Here is a 656-nt window from a genome sequence, read left to right on the forward strand (position 1 = left end):
GATGGACAACCAGTCAATACAAAAAGGCTAAGAAAAAAAGTAGAATATAACAAAGATGTTCAAATGATATTTCAAGATGTTTTATCTAGTTTAGATCCTAAAAAGAGGATTAGAGATATTATCGCTGAGCCAATTCGAAACTATGAAAAATTGACAAAAGAAGAAGAACTAGAAAAGGTTTTAGAGCTATTAAATATAGTTGGAATGCCTGCTGACGCCTTATATAGGTATCCGCATGAATTCTCTGGAGGACAGAGACAAAGAATAGGTGTAGCAAGATCTGTATCTTTAAATCCAAGATTAATTGTTGCAGATGAACCCGTTTCCGCTCTTGACTTATCAGTCAAGCACAGGTCCTAAACTTCTTAAAAGAGATACAAAAAGATTTTGGTTTAAGTTATCTTTTTATATCTCATGACTTAGGTGTAGTAAAACATATGTGTGATTACATATACATCATGTATAGAGGAAGATTTGTGGAAGCAGGGACAAGGGATGATATATACAATAATCCACAGCATATTTATACTAAAAGGCTGATTGCAGCTATTCCAGAAATTAATGCTGAAAATAGAGAAGAACTTCGCAATAATAGAATCCAAGTAGAACAAGAGTACAAAGACAGAGAGCATCTGTTCTATGATGAAAAAGGAAGA

1 protein-coding gene and 1 pseudogene are annotated in these 656 nt (G+C 33.4%); both read left to right on the forward strand.

From position 1 onward, the window contains the following. Nucleotides 1–360 (forward strand): ATP-binding cassette domain-containing protein (locus CIW83_RS24705; RefSeq protein WP_304440631.1); only part of this gene is annotated, 360 nt, incomplete at its 5' end. 116 nt (nucleotides 361–476) lie between these two features. Next, nucleotides 477–656: pseudogene (locus CIW83_RS24710) on the forward strand (ABC transporter ATP-binding protein); the annotation flags it as partial.

Origin of the sequence: Tissierella sp. P1 (genome assembly GCF_002266425.1) — a bacterium.
GTDB classification, from domain to species: Bacteria; Bacillota; Clostridia; order Tissierellales; family Tissierellaceae; genus Tissierella; species Tissierella carlieri.